14 protein-coding genes are annotated in these 16,455 nt (G+C 32.5%); 12 read left to right on the top strand and 2 right to left on the bottom strand.

Annotated elements, in window-relative coordinates; all coding sequences use genetic code 11:
* Window positions 1-47: 47 nt before the first annotated feature.
* Entirely contained in the window at window positions 48-497 is a 450-nt protein-coding gene (locus CN601_RS05245) for a dCTP deaminase domain-containing protein (protein ID WP_098119796.1), read from the top strand.
* 154 nt (window positions 498-651) lie between these two features.
* Here CN601_RS05245 and CN601_RS05250 read toward each other — a convergent pair whose 3' ends face one another.
* Complete coding sequence (locus CN601_RS05250; RefSeq protein ID WP_098119797.1) at window positions 652-2,049, bottom strand: peptide MFS transporter; 1,398 nt, start codon at window positions 2,047-2,049, stop codon at window positions 652-654.
* A 686-nt stretch (window positions 2,050-2,735) separates the two neighbouring features.
* On the opposite strand from CN601_RS05250, the gene rsgA reads away from it, so the two are divergent.
* From rsgA to CN601_RS26830, 10 genes are all read left to right on the top strand, one after another.
* Window positions 2,736-3,782 (top strand): ribosome small subunit-dependent GTPase A, encoded by a 1,047-nt coding sequence (gene rsgA, locus CN601_RS05255; protein ID WP_098170352.1) that lies wholly within the window; start codon window positions 2,736-2,738, stop codon window positions 3,780-3,782.
* Window positions 3,783-4,700: 918 nt separating this feature from the next.
* Window positions 4,701-5,438 carry a cell wall-active antibiotics response protein LiaF gene (gene liaF / locus CN601_RS05260; protein WP_098170353.1) on the top strand — a complete coding sequence of 246 codons (738 nt, stop codon included), beginning with the start codon at window positions 4,701-4,703 and terminating at the stop codon, window positions 5,436-5,438.
* A complete protein-coding gene (locus tag CN601_RS05265) occupies window positions 5,435-6,451 on the top strand; it encodes a sensor histidine kinase (RefSeq protein ID WP_098119800.1) in 1,017 nt (338 codons plus the stop codon). Before liaF ends, CN601_RS05265 begins: the two co-directional genes overlap by 4 nt.
* A gap of 11 nt (window positions 6,452-6,462) precedes the next feature.
* Window positions 6,463-7,101 carry a response regulator transcription factor gene (locus CN601_RS05270; RefSeq protein ID WP_098119801.1) on the top strand — a complete coding sequence of 213 codons (639 nt, stop codon included), beginning with the start codon at window positions 6,463-6,465 and terminating at the stop codon, window positions 7,099-7,101.
* A gap of 128 nt (window positions 7,102-7,229) precedes the next feature.
* Entirely contained in the window at window positions 7,230-10,433 is a 3,204-nt protein-coding gene (locus CN601_RS05275) for a DEAD/DEAH box helicase (protein WP_098170354.1), read from the top strand.
* A gap of 118 nt (window positions 10,434-10,551) precedes the next feature.
* Complete coding sequence (gene gabT, locus CN601_RS05280; RefSeq protein ID WP_098170355.1) at window positions 10,552-11,916, top strand: 4-aminobutyrate--2-oxoglutarate transaminase; 1,365 nt, start codon at window positions 10,552-10,554, stop codon at window positions 11,914-11,916.
* Between the two features lies 1 nt (window position 11,917).
* On the top strand, window positions 11,918-13,342 hold the full coding sequence (locus CN601_RS05285; protein WP_098170356.1) for an aldehyde dehydrogenase family protein: 1,425 nt from the start codon (window positions 11,918-11,920) through the stop codon (window positions 13,340-13,342).
* 126 nt (window positions 13,343-13,468) lie between these two features.
* Window positions 13,469-13,972, top strand: a complete 504-nt coding sequence (locus tag CN601_RS05290) for a GNAT family N-acetyltransferase (RefSeq protein ID WP_098170357.1) — start codon at window positions 13,469-13,471, stop codon at window positions 13,970-13,972.
* 232 nt (window positions 13,973-14,204) lie between these two features.
* Window positions 14,205-14,381 (top strand): hypothetical protein, encoded by a 177-nt coding sequence (locus CN601_RS26825; protein ID WP_179865442.1) that lies wholly within the window; start codon window positions 14,205-14,207, stop codon window positions 14,379-14,381.
* A gap of 120 nt (window positions 14,382-14,501) precedes the next feature.
* On the top strand, window positions 14,502-14,663 hold the full coding sequence (locus CN601_RS26830) for a hypothetical protein (RefSeq protein ID WP_179865445.1): 162 nt from the start codon (window positions 14,502-14,504) through the stop codon (window positions 14,661-14,663).
* Window positions 14,664-15,027: 364 nt separating this feature from the next.
* Here the strand turns inward: CN601_RS26830 and CN601_RS05295 are convergent, their stop codons facing one another.
* Window positions 15,028-15,861 (bottom strand): SDR family NAD(P)-dependent oxidoreductase, encoded by an 834-nt coding sequence (locus CN601_RS05295; protein ID WP_179865446.1) that lies wholly within the window; start codon window positions 15,859-15,861, stop codon window positions 15,028-15,030.
* 184 nt (window positions 15,862-16,045) lie between these two features.
* Between CN601_RS05295 and CN601_RS05300 the strand changes: the two genes are divergently transcribed.
* Window positions 16,046-16,432, top strand: a complete 387-nt coding sequence (locus CN601_RS05300) for a winged helix-turn-helix transcriptional regulator (RefSeq protein ID WP_098170359.1) — start codon at window positions 16,046-16,048, stop codon at window positions 16,430-16,432.
* The last annotated feature ends 23 nt before the right edge of the window (window positions 16,433-16,455 follow it).

Genomic DNA, 16,455 nt, shown 5'->3' on the forward strand with positions numbered 1-16,455 from the left:
ATTCTATGTTACACTAGTATTGGAATAAATGGTAAAGGGTGAAAGTATTGGAAAAAGTAAGAGGATTTGAAATAGCAAAAGGATTTGAAGACTGCGGAGTAAATTTACCAAAAAGAGCAACTACACATGCAGCTGGGTATGATATTGAAAGTATTGAAGAAACAATTATAAATCCTAATGAAATAAAATTAATTGCAACAGGACTAAAAGCATATATGCAAAGAGACGAATTCTTAGCATTATTTGTTCGATCGTCTACACCATTAAAAAAAGGATTAATGAAAGGAAATGGGGTAGGAGTGATCGATTCAGACTACTACAGTAATCCTTCAAACGATGGACATATCATGATGCAATTAATCAATGTGTCAAAAGAGGCTGTTATCATTCAAAAGGGAGAGAGAATTGGACAAGCAGTTTTCCAAAAGTTCTTATTAGCTGATGATGATATCGCAGGTGAAGACAGAGTAAGTGGTTTTGGTAGTACTGGTAAATAAAGAAAACTCCCCGATTGGCGAGCCCTTAGGCGAAGACAGAGGGGTAGTTGCACTTATACTTCTACGTCTTTTTTTCTTCTCCGCTGCCAATTTATACTTACTTAATGTATAAAAAAAAGCACTCGAATTTTCGAGTGCTTTTTAATTTTATTAATTAGTCTAACATTTTTGCAAGTTTTGGTGATAATGCAAGTAAGATTAAACCTGCTAAGATTGCAGCTCCACCTACTACTAAGAATACTTGTAACATACCTAAAGTTGTTGTAAATGCAGCTAATTGACCACCAACTAAGTTTGCAATGAAACTTGATGATAACCATACACCCATTAATAATGAAGCAAGTTTAACTGGTGCATAACGAGATACTGCTGATAAACCAACTGGTGAAAGTACTAATTCAGCAATTGTATGGAAGAAATATGTCATAACCATGAACATCATGTTTGCTTTTACAGTAATATGATTTGGATCTGAACCAGTTTTCATTACTGCCATAATTGTGAATGCGAAACCAACACCTAATAGGATAAGTCCCATTGCCATTTTCGCAGGAACACTAATGTTTTTACCACTTCTTGCTAATTTAATCCAGATAGCTGATACTACTGGAGCGAAAAGCATGATGAATAATGGGTTAACAGATTGGAACCATGCAGATGGTACATTGAAGCTACCAACTTTAAGATCCAAGAAGCGTTCAGTATAAAGTGTTAATGAAGAACCAGCTTGTTCAAATCCAGCCCAGAAAAATACTACGAATGCAGCTAAGATAAAGATAACTGTAGTACGTTGTTTTTCTTTCTTTGTAAGAGGAACATCCTTAACTGAAGCTTTGTTACCCTCTTTGATCACCTTAGCACTAGGTTTTGTACCTAAATCACCAAGATATTTTGAAGCTAATAAGTTGAAAATAATTTGTCCAATAATCATACCAATCGCAGCTGCTAAGAAACCATAACGGTAACCAAATATATCAGCACCAGCAGCATTTTTAGACACAAATAAAGTTTGAGCTAAATAACCAGTTACGAATGGCGCAAAGAAAGCACCTAAGTTGATTCCCATGTAGAAGATTGTGAATGCACCATCACGACGTGGGTCATCTCCTTCATAAAGTTCACCAACAATTGTTGAAATGTTTGGCTTGAAGAAACCATTACCGATAATCATTAAAATTAATCCAAGGTATAAACCAGTTGAAGAATGAATACCGAATAAAGCGATGTTACCAGCTGCCATAATAATACCACCAAGAGTAATAGCACGACGTTTGGCAAGGAAATTATCTGTAATCCAACCACCAATGATTGGAGTGAAATATACAAGTCCAGTAAATAATCCATAAAGTTGAAGTGCCCAAGCATCTTTAAATCCTAGTCCACCTTGAACAACAGTTGTTGTTAAATAAAGAACTAAAAGTGCACGCATTCCATAGTAACTAAAGCGCTCCCAAGCCTCTGTTGCAAATAATAGGTAAAGGCCAGGCGGGTGTTTCGTTTTCGGTTTTTGCTCGTTTGATGAAACGTTTTTTTGTTGTGTTGCTACGCTCATTCAAATTCCTCCCTCATAAGTGCTATTTTGTGTAATTCTCTGTATGAATATTTATTGTCGCAAATTCATGTACTATTCTGTCAATTTAGTCTAAAAATAAATTACAAATTCTACAAATTTCGACAATTTAAGTTAAAAAAATTTTAACTATTTTTCAACAGCGCAATTCTACTAAATTTATATATGATTCCTCAAAAAAAATCGCGGAATCAATTTACTATTTTAGTATAACACATAACAGCTTATCTCTGTAAAGTTTTTTATATTGTCAGACAAATCTTGCAATACTGATTTTTCTCATTAAATCAATATTTTAAAGACTGTGTCTAATGACCGGATTTTTTTGGGTCTAAACAAAAAGACCTATATTTAAATAATAATAAGTTTTTGAAATATTTCAAGGGTTTTTATTATTTTTTCTTTTAATATTATAAAAGTTTAATTAACCTAAAAATTGGTAATTGTCTAAATATGTCGAATCAAATAGAATGTTATGTCCTTTGCTAATATTCAATTAATTCATATGGACGATTTTCAAAATTTTGGATATACTGAAAGTACTATAAATGAAACGGAGTGATGAATTATGGGAAAGTTAACTAATTTATTTCAAAAACAGGTGAAAATGAAGGGACAAAAACTGAAGTAAATCTTCACTATTGTCCTTATATAATTGGAGGACATACATGAATTTAGAACAATTAGGTTGGAAAGAATCGTTCGGCGAAATGGATCAAAATACAGTTGTTGCTAGAGTAATATCTGAGCAAAGACAAATTTATAAGTTACATGATGGAGAAAATGAATTAACTGGAGAAGTATCAGGGAAATTTCAATTCCAAGCAAATGTAAAAAGTGATTATCCGTCAGTTGGAGATTGGGTTGTGATCGAACCTTTAAATGGCGAAAATAAAGCAATTATTCAAAAAGTGTTACCAAGATTAAGCCAATTTTCAAGACAATCTGCCGGTATTAAGATTGAAGAACAAGTAGTAGCTGCAAATATAGATTATGTGTTTTTAGTAATGGCATTAAATAACGATTTTAATATAAGAAGATTAGAACGATATTTACTTGTTGCATATGATAGTGGAGCAAGTCCAATTATCGTATTAACAAAAAAGGATTTATGCAATGATCTACCTGGTAAAATGGCAGAAGTAGAAGAGATTGCCTTTGGAGTTCCGATTTTCTCAGTTAATAGTACAAACGGTGAAGGAATTGAAGAACTGAAGCAATTGATTTCACTCGGAAAAACTGTTTCATTACTTGGTTCTTCTGGTGTCGGTAAATCTACATTATTAAACGCGTTAATTGGTGAGTTAAAGCAAATCACCCAAGATGTTCGTGAAGGTGATGACCGCGGTAAACATACTACAACACATCGTGAATTATTCTTCCTACCATCAGGCGGGATGGTAATCGATACACCAGGAATGCGAGAGTTACAACTTTGGGGTGGAGAAGAACATATTAGCTCAACATTTACAGATATCGAAGAACTAGCTAAATCATGTAAATTCTCAGACTGTACACATTCGAAAGAACCTGACTGTGCAGTAAATCGAGCAATTGAAAACGGCGATATAGAACCCGAAAGACTCACAAGCTACCGCAAACTTATGAAAGAACTAGCATACGCTGAACGCAAACAAGACGCATCACTCGCTAGACAAGAAAGAGAAAAGTGGAAAAAAGTTAGCAAAATGATGAATAGTAAGTCTTATAAATAAGAGGAGAAGAGTATTTATACTCTTCTTTTTCTTTGAGAAGTTTTTCTGTTTATTTTGAGTAGTGATAGGATGTTTTTATTATCACTTTTGAGATAGTTTTTTTGACAAAAAAGTAGATCGGAGCGGATATTGCGAAGACTAAAGGCCTTGCAGAAACGAATAGACTAATATCTCTCCATAGATATAAAGAGTATCCAGGAGAGGAAATAAACTTTACGTATACATAACAAACTTAAATATGTAGATTAGTAAGAAAAAATGAGGAAATCTCACTCATAAATGGTTTATGATTTAAATCTTACTAAGTTTAGATATAGTAAATTTGTAATCACTTGAAGCTGTAATTAATTTGTTTTTATCGTTAATAAGTTAGTGGAAAAAATATACAAATTTTTATTGATTGCACTTTTAGAATATAAAGAATTGAGATGCTAATTGTTTGAAGAACAAATTTAAATTTTAGTTTATAAGTAGACGATTTATCTAATTTAAGTAATATAATCGAATATTTAATTTCTATTTTTCTCTAATTAAAGGGGATTTATTGAGTTCTTTTTATATGCTTTTTTAATATGAAGAAGTTGATTGGAACGGAAGGATTCTCGACTCCTATGGGAAATGCGGGAAGGCTGAGACCCCGCAGGCGCGCCGCCGAGGAGGCTCAGGTCTCGCCCCATGGAAAGCGAGAATCCTGTAGTGGAAATCAACCACACACTGCTTCGTTTAAACTGATAATATAGCTGATTGATTGACAAGTTCTTTTTCAACACGTGAATCTCAGTCTTAAGACCGAGAAAAGACAATACTTAAGTTTGTGTCATAATTAAGAAAAAATAGATAAACTACATAGTAGAATAGTTAATAACAAAGGCTTCAATTGCTATTAACAAGTTAGTTTAGTGAATAGAGGAGAACTATATGAAGCGTCTTAGACGGTTGACTAGCAATGAATTAACCGGATTATTGTTCATAATCGCAGGAATAGGATTGTTATTTGATTTATTTATGAATCCTTTTGCGATAATTGCAGCTGCAGTAGGGATTTATTTATTCCAATACGGGGCTAAAAAACGCAAAGTTTACCCTTCTACATCAGCGAATATTGCATTTTTTGGTGGGATCATTTTATTCATCAGTAATGTTTTTCAATTAAAATCGATACTAGGAGTACTATCATTCATCATTATATATATTGGATACTTAATCTTTGTTAATTCGAAGTTTAATGAAAAAGTAATCGTACCAAATATTGTTGAAACTACAAATACAGGTGTTTTTCAAACAAATACGCTTATTTCAAATCGTTTTTTCTCAAATATTCATTTGAAAAATGACACGTTTGAATTGGACGATGTGGATTATTATTTTGGCATTGGAGATGTCACAATTGATCTTTCTGAGTCTTTTATTCCAGAAGGTGAAACAGTTTTAGTATTAAATGGGATCATAGGCAACATTAGTTTGTATGTACCTTATGACTTAGAAGTTTCAATTCACCATGCAACTTTATTTGGTAAAATTAATATACTTAAAAATGAAATAAGTGGATTTAATAAAAATTGTAAATTTACTTCTAATGATTATAAAGAAGCTTCTAGAAAGATTAAAATTGTTACTTCTTTAGCGATCGGAAATATAGAGGTGACAAATAAATGAAAATCGATAAAGGTATCTTTTTATCAATTTGTCTTGCCGCATTTACGTCTTGTATTTTAATTTGTGGAATCGTCTATTATTTCATTGATCATACTTTTCTAGATAAATTATTTTTGTATAAAATTGGAAATTTCCCTTTAATATTAATTATTTTTGTAGCAATTATTATTATATCAATTGTCTATAGTACAGCGGTTTTAAGTACAATACGTCATAATGAAAAAGCCTTATTAAAAGGATTAACAAAGGCAGAAAATGGAATTTATCATAAAGAAACTGAACAACCGATTCGTTCAATTGATAATGAAATCGAATTAAAGATTCAAAAAATTTCAAAACAAATTGAGGATTCAAGAAAGACTGTTCAAAAACTAGTTGATGAAAAGAAATTAATGGAATCTCAAACAATTGAAGATGTTGTAACGAAAGAAAGACATAGACTCGCTAGGGAATTACATGATTCTGTTAGCCAACAATTATTTGCGATTTCCATGATGATTTCAGCCATAAATGAACTTGGTGAAACAACGTTCAAAGAACAACTACAGTATATTGAAAAAATGGCCATTAATGCTCAATCAGAAATGCGTGCACTTTTACTACATCTAAGACCAGTTCAGTTAGAAGGGAAAAGTTTAAAAGAAGGTGTTGAAAAGCTTTTAACTGAACTAACAAATCGTCAAGCACTTCAACTAAAATGGAAAATTGATGATATTTCACTGTCAAAAGGTGTGGAAGATCATTTGTTTAGAATTATTCAAGAAGCTTTATCAAACACGTTGAGACATGCAAAGGCAAAAACATTTGAAATACGGATTAGAAAAATTGAGGATTTTGTGTTAGTACGAATGATTGATGATGGAATCGGATTTAACGTTGAAAATCGTAAAACTGGTTCATATGGATTGCAATCAATCAGTGAACGTTCTTCAGAAGTTGGAGGGACTGCAAAAATTGTTAGTATCCCAAATAGAGGAACACAAATTGAAGTGAAAATTCCGGTAATTGAATAGAGGTGTGCAAAATGATTAAAGTAGTATTAGTAGATGATCATGAAATGGTACGTATGGGTGTTTCTACATATTTAAGTACTCAATCTGATATTGAAGTTGTTGGTCAAGCTAGTAATGGAAAAGATGGTGTCGAACTTGTACTGGAAAAACGCCCTGATATCATATTAATGGACTTAGTGATGGAAGGAATGGACGGGATTGAAGCAACAAAGTCGATCATTTCTAAATGGCCTGAAGCGAAAATAATTATTGTCACAAGCTTTATAGATGATGAAAATGTATATCCAGCAATTGATGCAGGAGCAATTAGTTATATGCTAAAAACGTCAAGAGCTAGCGATATCGCAAACGCAATTCGAACAACTCATAAAGGTGGAGCGGTTTTAGAACCAGTCGTTACTGGGAAAATGATGAATCGAATGAGAAAGTCTGTTCAGCGTGAATTACATGATGATTTAACGGCTCGAGAACAAGAAGTGCTCCACTTAATGACAGAAGGTAAATCGAATCAAGAAATCGCAGATGCCTTATTTGTTTCTTTAAAAACAGTTAAAACACATGTGAGTAATATACTGACAAAATTAGAAGTAGTAGACCGAACACAGGCTGTTATTTATGCTTTTAGGCATGGAATTGTAGAACAAAAATAAGGATGATTACAAAAAGAAGTCATAAAAATGGCTTCTTTTTTTGTTTATTCAAAAGCAATTTTTTAGAAAAATAGACAATAAATGATAAAATAGATGTATTAGTTTAGCAAAAGAAAAGGAGCAATTGTTTGGATATATTGATTAGTCATAAAATAATTAAAGAACGATGCGGAATTGTCTCCTTCAAAAGGGGAGACTCTTTTTATCGCTCAAACAAAGTTTTCATCGAAAAATATACTAAAAATACATGTACAGCAAACGTAGAAGGATCTGAAAAGTTTACTGTTAATGTTATTAAAGAAGAAAATGGGAATTTTTATTGCACATGTACCTGCCCCAAACTAGCATCAATTAAAACAGATTGTCAGCACATAGCTGCTGTTCTCATTTCAATTTATGAGAACCAGAAAATAGATGTTTTTCCTGCAGATATTCAGAAAGAAAATAACAATATGAGTATGTCGAATGGTGTTTTAACTTTATTTAATGAAAAGATGGTTCGAAATACAAAACAACAAAGACATTTTGAAAATAGACAGATTGTTGATTTTGAATTCGTTTGTGAAGTAGTTGAGATTAAAAATGGCTTAAAAATGATTGGTATTTCAATGATTTCTAATACGAAAAAAGTAGAAAATATACGACAGTTTATATGGAGCATAAAAGAGGGAAAACCAAGTGAAGTATCAACTGAGTTTATATTTGATCCTCTTTTTCATTGTGTGAATGATGAAGTAAATTCGATATGGGAACAATTAATAAAATTATTAGATGATGAGATGATGTTTATTGATTCGTTATATATGAATAAAACGACAATATTTTCGAATGATTATATGATCATATCCCCATCCATTTTTAATCAATTAATCAATTTATTATCAATTACCAATAATGTAAAAGTAATTGAAAACGGCAATATTTATCATGGAATTTCGTTTTCTGAAGAGGAATTACCTTTAAACTTTGAATTTGAACTCTTAAATGGCCAGTACACATTAACTGCAAATGGGATCAATCAATTAACCATACTAGAGGCCTATTCTAAAGTCTTATATGATGGAAGAATATATAATTTAACCATTGAGGATTTTAATCGACTTGTGGAATTAAAACAATTAGTTAATAAATCAACTTCTGAAATAATTCATATTACACCTGATCAAATTCCGTTATACTTCGAACAAGTTATTCCTGGTCTAAAAAAGCTTGGCAAAGTTAATATTCCGCCGACTCTATCAAATCAATTTTCAAATACGCCACTAATCTCAAAGCTATATTTAGATCGAGTAAAAAATAAGTTTTTAGCAGGTCTTGAATTTCATTATGATCGAATTGTGATTAATCCACTTGATAAAAGGGAACCAAACCTTAGTAAAACTTTAATTAGAGATGAGGAAAAAGAATTAGAGATTTTACAGTTAATGGAGGATAGTTCTTTTTCAAAAACAGAGGGTGGCTATTTTTTACAAAATGAAGAATTGGAATATGAGTTTTTAAGACATATTGTACCCAAACTAGAAAAACTAACCGAAATTTATGCAACAACTGCAGTGAGAAATAGAATTTTTAAAGAAAATAAGAAGCCACAAATACGAGTTAATTTAAAAAGAGAACGAACAAATTGGTTAGAATTTAAATTTGAACTAGATATACCTGAAAAACAAATTAAAGAAGTAATCTTAGCATTAAAGGAAAAACGAAAATACTTCCGATTAAAAGATGATACATTATTCTCTCTTGAGACTAGAGAGTTACAGGAAATTCAACGTTTTTTAAATGCCGTTCCTTCTCAAGAATTAGATTATGAAAGTGTATTGAACGTCCCATTAAAACATGGACTAAATCTATTAAATACTATAGAAGAAACTAATTTATTTAAAACTGGGAACGAGTTCAATCAATTTTACGAAAGCTTAGTAAATCCGAATGAAGTAGAGATAGAGGTTCCAAATACTCCACATTATATTTTAAGAGACTACCAAATATATGGATATAAATGGATGAAAACTTTAGCTAAATTCGGATTCGGTGGTATTTTAGCAGATGATATGGGCTTAGGTAAAACACTACAAAGCATAACTTATATTCAATCGGTGTTAAATGACATCCGTTCAAATAATGCACCAATTCTTATCGTTTGTCCAACGGCAGTAACGTATAACTGGCTAAGCGAACTCATCAAATTTGCTCCAGAAATAGAAGCAATCGTAATAGACGGAAATAAGAATAGTAGATTGAAATTACAAAATGAAATAGAGCGTATTGATGTCATCATTACCTCGTATTCGCTTCTAAGAAATGATATTAAATGGTACGAAAAACAAAAGTTCCATACGGTGTTTTTTGACGAGGCTCAGAGCTTTAAAAATCCTTTTACTCAAACAGCGAAGATTGTTAAAAAGATAAATGCTGATCAAAGATTCGCACTAACAGGAACTCCAATTGAAAATTCACTTGAAGAACTTTGGGCGATTTATCATGTTGTCTTTCCAGAGTTATTTGGCGGTTTGAAGGAATTTAGTAATCTTACGAGAAAAACGATTTCTAAAAAAGTTCGACCATTCCTACTAAGGCGACTAAAAGTGGACGTACTTAAAGAACTTCCAGAAAAAATCGAATCGAATGAATCTGTTGAATTGCTTCCAGAGCAAAAGAAGTTATATGCAGCATATTTAGCAAAACTAAGACATGACACCTTAAAACATTTAGCAGTTGATAAGTTTACATTAGGAAAAAATCATATAAGAATTTTAGCTGGATTAACTCGTTTAAGGCAAATTTGTTGTCATCCGGCTCTGTTTATTGAAGGATATGAAGGCAGTTCAGCAAAATTTGAACAGTTATTTCAAATTATAGAAGCGTCAAAAACGTCAGGTAGAAGAATATTGATTTTCTCTCAATTTACTAAAATGCTTGAATTAATTGGTAGAGAGTTTGCTAAAATGGGTGAACCATTCTTCTATTTAGATGGCCAAACGCCCTCAGAAGAACGACTTGCTATATGCGATCGATTTAATGCTGGTGAAAATGACTTCTTCCTTATTTCGTTAAAAGCAGGTGGGGTTGGACTGAATTTAACAGGAGCAGATACCGTTATTTTATACGATAATTGGTGGAATCCTGCCGTTGAAAATCAGGCAACAGATCGAGCATATCGGTTTGGTCAATTGAATGATGTTCAAGTAATAAAGCTGATCGCAAAAGGAACAATTGAGGAGAAAATGACTGAACTTCAAGCGAAGAAAAAACAGTTAATTGAAGAAATTGTTGAGACAAATTCATCAACTTCATTAACTGAAGAAGACATACGCGAACTATTGATGCTATAACAAGCTCTACTTCTTCATTAACTTAGATTAATTTCATTCTTAAATGGTTAAATGCGAGTATATTAGTAATGAAGCTAAAAATTTTAATCAGTTAATATATGAAGAGGGAGAGCAAAACATGAGCAAAAATCGAAAATTTGTTAATGTCCTAGCTGGAGTCCCGGGACCAAAAGGGCGAGAGTTAATTGAATTACGCAATCAATTTGTTCCAAATGGAGTTGGTAATAATACTCCGGTTTTTGTAGAAAAGGCTAATGGTACAATCGTTGAGGATGTTGACGGAAATAAATTTTTAGATTTTGCTGGAGCAATCGGAACATTAAATGTAGGTCATACTCCAATGAATGTTGTACAAGCGATTAAAAATCAAACAGATTTATTAATACACTCATGTTTTCACGTTGGGATGTATAAGCCATATATTGATTTAGCAAAAAAATTAGCAGAAATAACGCCTGGGGACTTTGCCAAAAAAACAATTTTATTAAATAGTGGTGCTGAAGCCGTTGAAAATGCTGTTAAAATTGCAAGGAAGTATACAGGTAGGTCAGGTATCGTTTCATTTACAAGAGGGTTCCATGGAAGAACTTTATTAGGGATGTCTCTAACTAGTAAAGTAAAACCATATAAATATAAAATGGGTCCATTTGCCCCTGCTACATTTAAAGCTCAATTCCCTTATTTATCGAATCGTCCAAAAGATTTATCAGAAGACGAATATATAAACTTTTGTATTGCACAGTTTAAGGATTTTCTATTAACTGATGTTTCCCCAGATGAAATCGCAGCAGTCATTATGGAGCCTGTTCAAGGAGAAGGTGGGTTCATCGTTCCACCAAAGAAATTCGTTAAAGAAATTTATACTATTTGTAAATCCTATGGAATCTTATTTATTGCAGATGAAATCCAAACAGGTTTTGGTCGAACGGGAGAATTATTCGCTTCAACTTATTTTGAGATTGAACCAGATTTAATGACAATGTCAAAATCATTAGCTGCCGGAGTACCAATTAGTGCGGTTACCGGTCGTTTGGAAATTATGGATGCTGCTTCACCTGGTGAGTTAGGCGGAACTTATGGTGGTAGCCCATTAGGATGTGTAGCAGCACTTGCAGTAATTGAAAAAATTCAAAATGAAAAACTTTGGATTCGAGCGAAAGCGATAGGTGAAAAAATTAAATTGTTTTTCAGTGGACTAAAGGATGACTATCCGATTATTTACGATATTAGAGGATTAGGGGCCATGGTAGGGATCGAATTTATAGACCATGCTACTGGCCAACCAGCAAAAGAGTTTGTAGCAGCTCTAACAAAAAGATGTTGTGAAAATGGAGTCATTATACTAAGTGCAGGTGTTCATAGTAATGTTCTCCGTTTTTTAACGCCTCTTACTATTTCAGACGATGAATTAGAAGAAGGACTAGATATAATCAAACAATCAATACATCAAGTTGTAAGTCAGCTTGTATCTGAGGTGAAGTAATATGAAAAAACAATTTTATATAAATGGTAGCTGGGTTGAGGGGCTAAAACATGAGAAGCTTTATGCTCCACATTCAGATGAAATTTTGGCTGAAATTCCAATTGCTACTATTGAAAATTTAGAAGATGCGATCATAGCGGCTAATAACGCAAGATCAAAAATGGATAAACTAACATCTTATGAAAGAAGCCTGATTTTGGAGCAATTAGTTGAACAATTTAAAGAAAATCGTTCACAGCTTGCTGAGATTTTAGCATTAGAAGCATCTAAACCATTAAAAGCGGCTTTAGGTGAAATTGATCGTACGATTGCTACTTATAAAATTGCCGCTGAAGAAGCAAAAAGAATATACGGAGAAACGATACCGCTAGATGCAGTCGCAGGTGGTGAAGGTCGAGTTACTTACACTGTTAGAGAACCAGTAGGCGTAATCGGTGCAATTACTCCATTTAATTTTCCATTTAATCTAGTAGCGCATAAAGTAGGTCCAGCAATTGCTGCAGGTAATACAATCGTCTTAAAACCAGCAAGCCAAACCCCATTGTCAGCGATTGCATTAGCAGAAATGATTGATAAAACAGATTTACCAAAAGGAGCATTTAATTTAATTACTGGAAAAGGCTCAGAAATTGGTGATGCATTAGTTAAGCATCCTGAAGTGAAAGCAATAACATTTACTGGTAGTCCTGAAGTAGGAATATCTTTAAAAAATAAAGCCGGATTAAAGAAAGTAACATTAGAGCTTGGATCTAACTCAGCATTAATTATCGACGAAGGAGTTAATTTAACGGATGAGCTAATTAATCGTTGCGTATGGGGAGCTTTTATATATAACGGTCAAGTATGTATTTCGTTGCAACGCATATTTGTACATCATACCCTATATAAAGATTTCATAGTGAAAATGAAAAACGCGACTGAACGATTAAAACAAGGTTCACCATTAGACCTTCAAACAGATATTAGTGCTTTAATCTCGAAAAAGGATATTGCTAGAATAGATGACTGGGTAAAAAATGCAATAAAAGATGGAGCCGAATTAGTAACTGGAGGCAATGTAGTAGATGACCGCCTTTTCACACCAACGATCTTAACAAATGTTCAAAATAGTAGTGAGGTATCATGTAGAGAAATATTCGGTCCAGTCGTTGTTATTAATTCATTTGAAAATTTTGATGATGCCATAAATGAAGTAAATAATAGTCGATTTGGATTACAAGCAGGAGTGTATACAGATAACTTACAAAGGGCATTATACGCTACTAAAAAATTACATGTAGGTGGAGTGCTCGTAAATGATGTTCCAACTTTCCGAGTTGATTTAATGCCATATGGTGGAGTAAAAGAGAGCGGTTATGGAAGAGAAGGAATTAAATATGCAATTCAAGAGATGACAGAATTGAAACTTGTCTCGATCAAACTTTAATCTGTTTAAAAGGACTTATCATGATAAAAATGATAAGTCTATTTGTATTCATAAACTTCAGAATTATATGTTATATTTGAAATTGACAAATATTAAAAGTTTAATAGTTTGAAGGGAGAAAAACAGATGGAAATTCGCAAGCTTACACTTGAAGATTTACCCGAATTTATACGCTTAAGAAAAGAAGGACTAATACTCTCGCCAGAAGCATTCGGAGAAAGTATTTCTGAATATGAACTAAAAACAATGGAACAACATACAAATAATTTTCCTAAAACCTTTGATAATTTTATCGTAGGAGCATTTGACGAGAAAGAACTTGTTGGAGTTGCTGGTTTCTACCAAAAACGCTCTGAAAAAATGAAGCATAAAGGAACAGTTTGGGGCATGTACGTCAATCCAAATTATCGTGGAAAAGGAGTAGGCAAAAAAGTTTTAAGCCAAGCAATTCAGCATGCAACTCAAATTGAAGATATTTTACAAATTGAATTAGCAGTCATTTCAGCAAATGTTTCTGCAAAAAAACTTTATGAATCTGTCGGCTTCGAAAGCTTCGGAACTGAAAAAAGAGCTTTATTTGTAAATGGTGAATTTTATGATGAAGACCATATGGTTAAGATCATTAAATGATTCTGTAGGAGACGTTCTAGTTTTAAGTTGAACGTCTTTTTTTTATTTTGTTGATGATTTAGCGGGATATTAACATAGAAAAACTAAATTTAACTGTCTTATTGATTAATCATCCAATAGTTTAGGCCCATTGAAATTATGTAATTAACAGAATCTTAATTGTTAATGGGTATATCCATTTCAATGAAGAATAAAATAGAAATATAGATTCATAGGAAATGGGAGTTGGAGTATGAAAGATCGGACAGAAAAAAAATTCAATGTTCCAGTTGGCTCTAAAAGTGCAATGACGTTTGGTTCTGCTTTAGCTATTACAATTTCTTGGAGTATTCATAAATCAGTTCTCTGGGCAATAGTTCACGGATTTTTTAGTTGGTTCTACGTTATTTACTATGTTTTGAATAGGTAGTATTTGAATTTTACATAATGATTGGAGGCTAAATCCTGGGGATTTAGCCTTTTTTGTATATTGAAAATTAAGTAGTAAAAGAAGAGTAGTTGAAATTAAAGTTTAAGTGCAAATAAAACTGTGAAATGTGCAAATAAGAAATTAGAAACTGCAAATAAAGTACGAACTGCAAATAAAAATAGAGAAACTGCAATTAAAATCAATAAAACTGCAATTAAAATTAAGAAAACTGCAATTAAATTTAGAGAAACTGCAAATAAATTTAATTGGATCCCACTTTAGATAGAATAATACCTATACCTGTTGGGGGATCTAGCCTAAATAATTGTTCAAAAGTAGCTATCCACAACTGGAAAATGAATAAATTTGCTTTAATTTAATCAAAAACGATTAAAAAAGTGAAGGAATCTATTCAATCTGTCTTAATGGAAATCATAAACTCAGCTAAAATTAAAAAACTCCAATAAGATACCCCCGCTGATAGAATGAGGACGACCATATTTCTCGAAATTTAATGCTAACTCACCTCTATTTGAACGCTCACTTATACATATATTAAAATTGGCAACTACGTCAAAATACATTCTAAAACTGAAATATAAGCCGCCTATTTGTCAGATACCTTGCCTTAAGACGGCCTCTTTATTTAGTATTTTTCTGCCTCCAGCATTTGTACAGTAATGTCATATAGCTTTTGAGCGAGTTCTTTATCAAATGTTTTCATAGTTAGACTAACTTCTTTTTCCATTTTAAAAGCTGTTAAAGAAGATTTTGGAGGATTTTCTACTAATTTTATGATTGGTTTAATTCCTTCTTCAATCGTTTTCCCAATTATTTTATACGACATTTTCATTACATTTTTCATCAATGGATTTTTAACCATATCAAAAACGCCAGAGGTCTGTACTGCCCAAGGGTTATAAAGTACATATTTTATTTTATGAGCAGGATCATTTTCAGCAAAAGCAACACCAAGTAAATCGTTTAAACGGCTGCCATGAAAAGAGACATTTTTAAAGCTTTTTTTATGCTGAAGGTCCTCCCAGTTTACTTCACCCTTCATACCGGGAGCGCAAACATTTATGATCGTAGGATTTTTTGATGTTTCTAAACACTCTTTTAATCCGTAGCTAAGTATAAATCTACTCAAATAATATAGCGCAAAGGTAAATTCAAATCCTTCTTGCGTTTGAATATAAGAGTGATTATGTTTTATGGCACAAAAAACGACTAGATCAAGTGAATTAAAGCGTTCTTTTATTTCTTGTAATAGTCGTAGATTTTCTTTTACCAAGCTTAAGTCTGCTTGTAGAAAAATTGCTCTTTCTCCCATTCCTAACTTTTTAGCTTCATTCTTGAATAGTTCGCCTTTCATGGCTGAACTACCGACAACAATTACACGGTCGCCTTCTTTTAAGTAATGCATTGCAATACCTTTTCCTATTCCATCTGTTCCACCCGTTATTAGTATTGTTTTCATTTTCATCATTCTCCTAAAAGTATTATATTTAACGCAACAACAGTTACTTATAAAATAACTTTTGATATTAAATTAATCATTACAGATATATACTAAATCCACAGTCACAATTTTAAAAGTAGGCATTTTTTTATGACATAGTCACAAAAATAGTACCTTTATGAAGGAGAGGGGAATTACGGATATGGCTCGATTTAATTTTGAGGGAGGACCTCCTCAACAACAAGATGTAGTTTGTCCTTTAACACTTACACAGAATGTAGTTGCAGGGAGATGGAAAATCGTCATCTTATGGCATTTAAGCCAGAAAACAAGAAGGTTTAACGAACTTCAAAGATTGTTACCTGGTATTTCAAAGGGAATATTGACGAGACAATTGAGAGAATTAGAAGAGGATGGAATGGTTCACAGGGAAGTCTATAAAGAAGTTCCTCCGAAAGTGGAATACTCTTTAACAGATCTAGGTAAAAATTTTAATAGTGTACTCGATGCAATGAAAGATTGGGGTACGGAATTTATGAAGATAAAGCTAGAAGAACATCATAATTCCACTCAAAACCAACAGCAGTAATACTTAAGGATGTTTTACGTAAG

Source organism: Bacillus sp. AFS017336 (genome assembly GCF_002555445.1).
In the GTDB taxonomy this organism is placed as follows: Bacteria; Bacillota; Bacilli; order Bacillales; family Bacillaceae_G; genus Gottfriedia.

Coding starts and splice junctions, on each gene's coding strand:
- CN601_RS05250 (WP_098119797.1), bottom strand. CDS start 2,049: ATGAGCGTAGCAACACAACAAAAAAACGTTTCATCAAACGAGCAAAAA.
- rsgA (WP_098170352.1), top strand. CDS start 2,736: ATGAATTTAGAACAATTAGGTTGGAAAGAATCGTTCGGCGAAATGGAT.
- liaF (WP_098170353.1), top strand. CDS start 4,701: ATGAAGCGTCTTAGACGGTTGACTAGCAATGAATTAACCGGATTATTG.
- CN601_RS05265 (WP_098119800.1), top strand. CDS start 5,435: ATGAAAATCGATAAAGGTATCTTTTTATCAATTTGTCTTGCCGCATTT.
- CN601_RS05270 (WP_098119801.1), top strand. CDS start 6,463: ATGATTAAAGTAGTATTAGTAGATGATCATGAAATGGTACGTATGGGT.
- gabT (WP_098170355.1), top strand. CDS start 10,552: ATGAGCAAAAATCGAAAATTTGTTAATGTCCTAGCTGGAGTCCCGGGA.
- CN601_RS05285 (WP_098170356.1), top strand. CDS start 11,918: ATGAAAAAACAATTTTATATAAATGGTAGCTGGGTTGAGGGGCTAAAA.
- CN601_RS05290 (WP_098170357.1), top strand. CDS start 13,469: ATGGAAATTCGCAAGCTTACACTTGAAGATTTACCCGAATTTATACGC.
- CN601_RS26825 (WP_179865442.1), top strand. CDS start 14,205: ATGAAAGATCGGACAGAAAAAAAATTCAATGTTCCAGTTGGCTCTAAA.
- CN601_RS05295 (WP_179865446.1), bottom strand. CDS start 15,861: ATGAAAACAATACTAATAACGGGTGGAACAGATGGAATAGGAAAAGGT.
- CN601_RS05300 (WP_098170359.1), top strand. CDS start 16,046: ATGGCTCGATTTAATTTTGAGGGAGGACCTCCTCAACAACAAGATGTA.